The organism is Streptomyces fuscichromogenes (assembly GCF_014645815.1).
GTDB classification, from domain to species: domain Bacteria; phylum Actinomycetota; class Actinomycetes; order Streptomycetales; family Streptomycetaceae; genus Streptomyces; species Streptomyces fuscichromogenes.
This window is the reverse complement of sequence record NZ_BMML01000067.1, coordinates 1-7,155: the sequence shown is the minus strand read 5'-3', so window position 1 is coordinate 7,155 and position 7,155 is coordinate 1. Positions and strand designations below refer to the sequence as shown.

The 7,155-nt window shown below is 71.1% G+C and carries 8 protein-coding genes; all 8 read right to left on the bottom strand.

The window, feature by feature from the left end; genetic code table 11:
* Positions 1 to 247, bottom strand: a 247-nt coding sequence (locus IEZ11_RS49805) for a hypothetical protein (protein ID WP_373295092.1), incomplete at its 3' end; no start/stop codon positions are given.
* A gap of 43 nt (positions 248 to 290) precedes the next feature.
* A complete protein-coding gene (locus tag IEZ11_RS49800; RefSeq protein ID WP_189269751.1) occupies positions 291 to 1,499 on the bottom strand; it encodes a phage major capsid protein in 1,209 nt (402 codons plus the stop codon).
* Positions 1,500 to 1,560: 61 nt separating this feature from the next.
* Positions 1,561 to 2,313: an HK97 family phage prohead protease gene (locus IEZ11_RS49795; protein WP_189269750.1), complete on the bottom strand. Its 753-nt coding sequence runs from the start codon at positions 2,311 to 2,313 to the stop codon at positions 1,561 to 1,563.
* The gene (locus IEZ11_RS49790) at positions 2,310 to 2,525 is read right to left on the bottom strand and encodes a hypothetical protein (protein ID WP_189269749.1); all 216 of its coding nucleotides are present in this window, start codon (positions 2,523 to 2,525) and stop codon (positions 2,310 to 2,312) included. The genes IEZ11_RS49795 and IEZ11_RS49790 overlap by 4 nt, the downstream gene beginning before the upstream one ends.
* Positions 2,522 to 4,564, bottom strand: coding sequence for a phage portal protein (locus IEZ11_RS49785; RefSeq protein WP_189269748.1), 2,043 nt, complete (start codon positions 4,562 to 4,564; stop codon positions 2,522 to 2,524). The genes IEZ11_RS49790 and IEZ11_RS49785 overlap by 4 nt, the downstream gene beginning before the upstream one ends.
* Complete coding sequence (locus IEZ11_RS49780) at positions 4,564 to 4,764, bottom strand: hypothetical protein (protein WP_189269747.1); 201 nt, start codon at positions 4,762 to 4,764, stop codon at positions 4,564 to 4,566. Before IEZ11_RS49780 ends, IEZ11_RS49785 begins: the two co-directional genes overlap by 1 nt.
* Before the next feature lie 12 nt (positions 4,765 to 4,776).
* Positions 4,777 to 6,600 carry a terminase large subunit gene (locus tag IEZ11_RS49775; RefSeq protein WP_229713987.1) on the bottom strand — a complete coding sequence of 608 codons (1,824 nt, stop codon included), beginning with the start codon at positions 6,598 to 6,600 and terminating at the stop codon, positions 4,777 to 4,779.
* A gap of 16 nt (positions 6,601 to 6,616) precedes the next feature.
* Complete coding sequence (locus IEZ11_RS49770) at positions 6,617 to 7,099, bottom strand: phage terminase small subunit P27 family (protein WP_189269746.1); 483 nt, start codon at positions 7,097 to 7,099, stop codon at positions 6,617 to 6,619.
* Positions 7,100 to 7,155 lie beyond the last annotated feature (56 nt).

Below are 7,155 nucleotides of genomic sequence, written 5' to 3'. Positions count from 1 at the left end.
CCGCGGCCGGCTGCCCGCCGTCGAGGTCGGCGGCCGCGACCGCGGTGAACGTCGAGTTGTCGTTCGACTCCTGGATCTCGAACGTGAAGCTGGGCGTGGTGCCGCCGGCGGCGCCCAGGTCCAGGACGACGGCGGCCGCGTCGAAGCCGGCGAGGTCGACGCCGGTTCCGGTCGCCGTCGTCGTCCTGGACGCGGGCACGAGGGACTGCGCCACGTTGACGTGGCTCTTCAGATCGGTCCTGCTCATGGAGTTCCTTCCTCGGGCAAGGGGGTGAGGCGCGGGGCGCGGGTCAGGAGGTGGCGGCCTTGAGGCGTACGAACGCCTCGGCCAGGACCGGCATGCCGTCGGACTCCATGCGGCCGATGAAACCGACCTGGTTGGTCTCGGCATACAGCTCGACCAGGCGCTGGATGTCCATGGCGAGGGCGTCGACGATCCAGTAGAAGCTGAAGTCCCCGAACATCCCCACGTAGTTGCCGTTCGTGAAGGTGTTGGGCACGTACTCGTTGACCAGGTACGGCGCTTCCAGGATCTGGTCCGGGCGGTCCGCGGTCAGGCCCGGCTGCCAGATGTACTGGCCGTTGTCGTCCTTGAGCTTGCGCACGATCCGGATCGCGTCGCGGTGGAACAGCCACCGTGCCTTGCTCCAGTACTGCGCCTTGAGCGTGTACTTGGCGTCGATCAGGCCGTCGGCCGTGATGCCGGTCGCGCTGCCGGTGGCGACGTCCCGCGAGGTGGGGATGCCGTCGGAGCTGGCGGTGAACAGGCCGAGCGGCTTCTTGTTGCCGTCACCGGTCATGAACGCCTTCTCCTGCGTCACCCCGAACTTGAACTCCATGCGCTGGCGCACGAGCGTCTCGGGGCTGATCGCCGCGCGGCGCAGCAGCGTGCGGGAGACCTTGACCCGCTTGGCCACCGGGTTGGGGCGCAGCTCCCTCTTGCCGATGCGCAGGCTGTCGTCCTGGCTGCCGGTGCCGAGCTCTGACGTCCACTCGGCGTCGGTCAGGTCGGTGTCCAGGCTGGGCACGCCGAGGGACTCGGCGGTGGTGATCTGCTGCACGGTCGCCAGGCCGCGGATGGCCACCATGTCGTCGACGGCCTGCAGCAGCTGCTGCACGAACTGCTGCGGCGCGAGCAGGAACCCGCCCTCGGGGTCGCTGCCCATGTTCAGGGCGCGGGCCTGCTGCTCGGTCAGCTGGGCGCGGCCGTTGAGCAGGTAGGCGCGGAACGCCTTGAGCTCGGGGGTGTCGTCGCCGCCGCGGCCGCGCTGGTCGTCGGGCAGGTCGTCGACCGCGTTGCGGTCGTCCTCCAGGAGCTTCTCGGCGCGCTCGATCGTCGCGTCGAGCTGGTCGCGCTCGTCCATCAGGGCGTCGAACGCCGTGTTCTCCTCGCCGGTCATGGCGCGCTTGGCGCTGGTGGCGCCGTCCATGATCGCCTTGGCGTCGGCGCCGAGTTGGGTCCGCTTTGCCTTCATCTCGCGGATGGCCAGAGTGGTCATGCTTCCGTCCCCTCCTGGGTCTGGGTGGTGCCGCCGGTGTGGCCGGGGGCGGGGGTCTGGGTCAGATGCCTGCGAGCCGCAGCAGGCGGGCCTGGTGGGCGTCGGCGGCCGCGCGCGCGTCGTCTTCCTCGTCGTCGCTGCCGGCCGCCGACAGCAGCTCGGAGAGCGCGTCGACGGCGTTCTGCACCAGCGCCTTGTTCTTCTTGGACAGCACCGCGCCGGCGCGCAGCGCGTCGACGTCGAGGCCGCCGAGCTGCTCCATGACGGCCTGGGCGAACGCGTCGGCGTCGGGGCCGCGCTGGTCCAGGCCGAGGGCGCGCATCACGGCGAGACTGCGGCCGTCGGAGACGAGGGCCTTGGGGTCCATGGGCAGCGGCACCGCCGAGACCTCGTACAGCTCCCAGGCCTTGACGGTGCCGTCGTCGTCGATCTCGTGGACGTCGAAGCCGATCGAGAACGCGTTGAGGAACCTGTTGCGGTACTTGCGCTCGATCGTGGTGGCGAAGTCGTCGTCCTGGTCGAAGACGACGCTCATGAGCAGCTGGTCGCCGTCGACGCGGGTGTCCTCGGCGCGGCCCTTGGGCAGCCCCTCGGCACCCCAGTAGCTGTGCCCGTAGCCGATGACCGGGTTGCCCTGGAACCGCTCCAGGTCGGCGCCGTCCATGAGCAGGTTCAGGCCGTCGGCCTTGCGGCCGGCGGTCGCCGCGACGATCGGCAGCGGTGTGCCCATGGCCTTATCGACGTCGCCGGCGTCGTTGGCTGCGCGCTGGACGAAGCCGCGTGTGTAGTGGCGGCCCAGCAGCCTCTTGTTCATCGGTCCCTCCCGGGGTGTCGTATCTGCCGGTCGCGCGGCACGTGGTGCTGGCGGGCGGCCGCGCCGGCGTCGGGGGCGGGGCCGGGGGTGAAGTGCGCGGGCTGGCTGCCGCACGGCGTGCCGGTGTGCCACCAGGCGCCGGAGCGGCCCTGCTCGGCGGCCCCGCCGCACTGCGAGCAGTGGCCCTCGTCGATGTAGCGGGGTGCTCTCATACGACGGGCACCACCTGGCAGTCACAGCCCACGTGCACGGGCGGGTGGAAGGTGTTGCGCTTGGCGACGAGCTTTTCGCCGTCGCCGTCGCCGTCGATCTCGTCGCCCTTGCCGATGAACGGGTCCTCGATCGGCGTGGTCCGGCCGTCGAGCTTCTTGCAGTACGGGCACGTCTTCGAGCCCTGGGTGACCCACTTCAGGGAGCGGACGCCGGCGTCCTTCCAGGCCTCGCGCGCGGCCGCGTTCCCGAACTGGTTGCCCTGCCACTGGGCGACGGTCTCGGGCCGCTCCTCCTGGAAGCGGGTCAGGCGGGCCACGAGGTCCTGGACGACCTGGTCCCGCTCGCTGTCCTTGGCGATCTTCCGCAGCTGCCCGAACGACGAGGCGAGACGGTAGGCGGTCTGCGAGACGACGTAGGCACGGGCCCACACGGACAGGTCGAGGTCCTCGTCATCGTGGCCGACTTCCTCGGCGGCCTGGACCGCGACGTCCGCGGCGAACTCGGTGAAGATCGGCAGCCACAGCGAGCGCATGAGCTCACCGACCGGGCCGTCGTCCGCGTAGAGGGACTGCAGGGCGGTGACGAAACCGGCGACCGAGCGGCGGCCGCGGCCGCCGTCCTCGTCTGCCAGGTGCTCGCCGATGAGCTTGCCGACTTCCTCGGCCTCCAGGTCCGCGACCTTCTGGTCTGCGGCGGCGATCTTCGGCGCCCAGGACGAGGAGACGTTCGCCCGGGCGCGCCACGGCTGGCGGCCGATCATCCGGCGGGCCAGCCGTACGACGGCGCGGCCGCGGCCGCCGTCGCCGCCCCCGCTGCCGGCGGGCACCATGTTGAGCGGGACGAGGTAGTCGTCGCCGCCGTCGATGGCGTTCATGTTCTCCCGCTCACGGACGTCGTTCGCGGACAGCCAGCCCCACTGGCGGCCGATCGCGTACGCGGCGTACCGAGCGGCGGTGTCGCCGCGCAGCAGGCCGTCGACGAGGTGCTCGGGGAAGAACGTGGCGCGTTCCTCGGGCAGCAGCAGCTGCGTGACGATCGCCTGCTCCCAGCGGGTCAGCCACGAGGTGAGCGCCATCGACACGTAGTCGAGCTGCTGGGACTCGATGTTCGAGAACGTCGCCCGGTCCAGGTCGCCGATCATGTGCGGGGGCAGCCGCAGCCACCGCGACATGTCGGTCACCTGCAGCTTGCGGGTCTCCAGGAACTGGTTCGCGTCGTTGGGCAGCCCCACGCTGGTCCAGGTGACGCCCTCTTCCATGATCGCCATGAGGCCAGCGCGGTTGATGCCGCGGTGCAGGGCCTCCCAGTCGGCGCGCATCCGCTTGCGGGCGTCGTCCGACACGGTGTCCGGGTGGGTGAGGATGCCGCCCGGGGCGCTGTTGTTGTCGAAGGTCTTCGCGCCGTAGTGCTCGGTCGCCAGGCCCAGGCCGATCGAGTTCGCGGCCAGCTCGACGATCGAGTGCCCGCCGAGGCCGTTGTCGCCGACCCCGCCGACGAACAGGACCTCGCCCGGGGCGAGGGCGGCCTGAATTCCGTTCGCCTCGTCGAGGTACTGGTACCAACGCTCGAAGCGGCCGTTGCCCCGGTAGCGGGGCACCACGTGCAGCCGGTCGGGGCGCAGCGGCCACAGCTCCTCGATCACGCCCGTGCGCGGGTGGGTGACGACATAGGCGGCGCCGCGGCCCCAGTTCATGGCGTGGCCGGTCAGGTTCTCCCGGAACGCGAGGGCGCCCATCATGTCGTTCGGGGCGTCGTGGAGCAGCGGGTACAGCGGGTGTGTGGTGGCCCGGCCCTTGCCGCGCTCCAGGCGCTCGTACATCAGCAGCGGCAGGCCGCCGACGTCCTCGGAGATGACGCGCACGCCGGCGAAGTACGGCGCGTACATCATCGCCGTGTCCTGGTCGACGCGGACGCCCGAGGAGTTGGCGAGGGTGCCGCGGAACCACTCGGTGACCCACTTCTCCGGGGTCGCGATGCCCGACAGCGGCCCCGCCGTCGCGCGCTCGACGGCCTGCACGGCCGTACGGAGGATGGGCATCAGCCCTCACCGCCCTTCGCCTTGACCGCGTCGACGAGCTGCTCACGCGCGGCCTGGCGCTCGCCGGCGACGGCCCCGGCCACGGCGATGGTGAGGAGGACCAGGCCGGCCGCAGCGAGGCCCAGCCACGGGGCCAGCAGGCCCAGGCCGCCCCCGAGTAGCAGCACCCCGGCCAGGCCGAGCACATCCCAGCGATCCACCGGTCCCCCTGTTCAGCCGAGCATCCCCCGGCTCTCGTACACGGACGTCTTGGGCAGGCCGCGCATCGAGCCGTCCAGTGCGAACAGCAGGGCGGGGATGCCGTCGATGCGCTTGCCGGTCTTGTCGCGGTCGGGCTTGACCGGCCGCTGCCGGTCGGGGTCGTCGCGCGGGCTCTTCTTCTCGACGGTGTCCGCCATCCACCGGGCAACGGGGTTGCCGAAGTGCGTGAGTTCGTCGTCCTTCGACTTCAGCCGGCGCATGAGCTCGGCCATGGGCGGTGTCATCCGCAGGTACGTGGTGTCCGACTCGACCATCGTCAAGCGGGTGCGCTTGACGATCGCCTGCCGCACCGGCTCGCCCGACCACTTGTCGTAGGTGATGTCGACGATCCGGAACGCCTTGTGGTCCTCGGCGACGTCGTCGTAGATCGTGTCGTAATCGATCGTGTCGCCGTCGGTCGCGGTGATCCAGCCGTCCCGCACCCACTCGCCGAACTTGCCGCCGGTGTGCTCGTCGAGCTGCGGCACCACGGACTCCGGGACCCAGAATCGCCACAGGACCTCGCCGCCGGGGAACACCAGCGCGTACGCCGTGAGGTCGAGTTTGCTGGACAGGTCGAGGCCGCCCCAGCAGCGCTGGCCCCCCAGGCGGCCGCGGATCCAGTCCGGGGTGGGGGCGATCTCGCCGGCGCGCGCGTTCCACAGGTCCATGGAGATCCATCGCGTCACCTGCGAGACGCGCTGGTTCAGGCGGAACTGCCGGAACCCGTTCTCCTTGGACAGGTCCGTGCGGGCCTCGATGGCGTCCTCGCGCAGGGCCTGCACGGACAGGAACGTGCCCAGCGCCGGGTTGGGCCAGGACCAGTTCTTCTCGTCCCAGGGGTCGAGGCTGACGGGCAGCTCGGGCCGCGCGGGGAACAGCCTCCACAGCCGCTCCAGCTCGTCGACGTTGCGCGGCATCTTCCGCACGAACGCGAAGTGGTGCGGCGCCCGGGCGGGGTCCTCCATGACCCGGTCGGCCTCGTCGATGAACTCGGCGCCGAACGAGACCTGGTCGGTGGTCTCGGTGGTGATCGCCAGCATGAGCGGCTGGGTCCGCGCACCGGCACCGGTGACCATCGCCTTCCACAGCGTGTCGTCCGGCTGGCTCAGGACCTCGTCGAGGATGAAGCAGTGCGGCGAGTGCCCGAGCTCGTTGTCGGCGTCGGAGGGGATCGCCTCATAGTGGCTGCCGGTCTTCTCGTCGACCAGGCGCCGGATGTTCTTGATGTGCTTGAGCCGCTTCGCCAGGATCGGCGACTTGCGGACCATCTTCGTCGCGGGCTCGAACACCTTGCCCGCCTGCCGAGTGTTGGCGGCCGCGCAGTAGACCTCGGCGGACTCCTCGCCGTCGCCGCACAGCATGTACAGCGCGATGCCCGACAGCAGCGCGGACTTGCCGTTCTTGCGGGCCATGACGACCGTGGCCCGGGTGTAGCGCCGGACGTAGCGGCCCCACTGCACGGACCAGACGACCTCACCGAACAGAGGCCGGATGATCTCGTGCTCCTGCCACGGAGCGAGGACGAACCGGGTGTTGGCGAGGGCGCCGGCGGGGTGGATGAGCAGCTCGGCGAAGAACCGGACGACCCGGTCCGCGCGCGGCTCGCAGTAGTGCGCGCCGCGCCGGGCGCACGTCTTCCCGTCGAGGGTGTACCCGCACACCCCGCCGCGACGGGACGCCGGCCGCCACCGCTTGTGGTGGTCGACCCTGAGGACGCGCCGCCTGGTCGTACGGCCCGGGCGGGCGGCGGCCTTGCTGCGGGCGGGACGCCGGGTCGTGGCGGCCGGGGACATGGCACCCTCCCGGAGGTCAGGACAGCAGCCGCTCGGCCCCCAGGCCGTCCCCCTCGTTGGGGATCTTCAGGGAGGCCCGGTCGCTGGGGGTCAGGCCGAAGCGGGCGCCGTACCGCTGCACCTGGGCGTCCGCGGCGTCGAGGGCGAGCAGCCACGGATTTTTCGCGCGCCGTGTGCCGGTGAGGTCGCCGTTCTTGTTGAACACGTTGAGCTCGACGACGGCGCCTTCGGTCTCGACGTGCTCGGCGGCGTCGCGGCGGCGGGCCACCGCGTCACACCAGTTCGCGAACGCCTCGCAGTCCCAGGGCGTCAGCACGCGCTTGGCTTCGAGGTCGGGGGCGTAGGCGTCCCAGACCGCAAGGGCCTGCTCGCCGAGCCAGTCGGGCGCGGTGATGTCGCCGGCGTCGGGCTGCGGCTCGGCGTCGTTGATCCGGTCCTTGCGGTCGCCGTGCAGCACGCGTAGCGCGGTCGGCTTGCCTGCGGGCCCTCGCTTCCCCATGATCACCTCCGGACAGCTGATCGGTCACGTTCGGTTACGGCGGGCACCCCGATACG

Excerpts from the sequence above, each read along its gene's own strand:
- IEZ11_RS49800 (WP_189269751.1), bottom strand. The coding sequence starts at position 1,499 with ATGACCACTCTGGCCATCCGCGAGATGAAGGCAAAGCGGACCCAACTC.
- IEZ11_RS49795 (WP_189269750.1), bottom strand. The coding sequence starts at position 2,313 with ATGAACAAGAGGCTGCTGGGCCGCCACTACACACGCGGCTTCGTCCAG.
- IEZ11_RS49790 (WP_189269749.1), bottom strand. The coding sequence starts at position 2,525 with ATGAGAGCACCCCGCTACATCGACGAGGGCCACTGCTCGCAGTGCGGC.
- IEZ11_RS49785 (WP_189269748.1), bottom strand. The coding sequence starts at position 4,564 with ATGCCCATCCTCCGTACGGCCGTGCAGGCCGTCGAGCGCGCGACGGCG.
- IEZ11_RS49775 (WP_229713987.1), bottom strand. The coding sequence starts at position 6,600 with ATGTCCCCGGCCGCCACGACCCGGCGTCCCGCCCGCAGCAAGGCCGCC.
- IEZ11_RS49770 (WP_189269746.1), bottom strand. The coding sequence starts at position 7,099 with ATGGGGAAGCGAGGGCCCGCAGGCAAGCCGACCGCGCTACGCGTGCTG.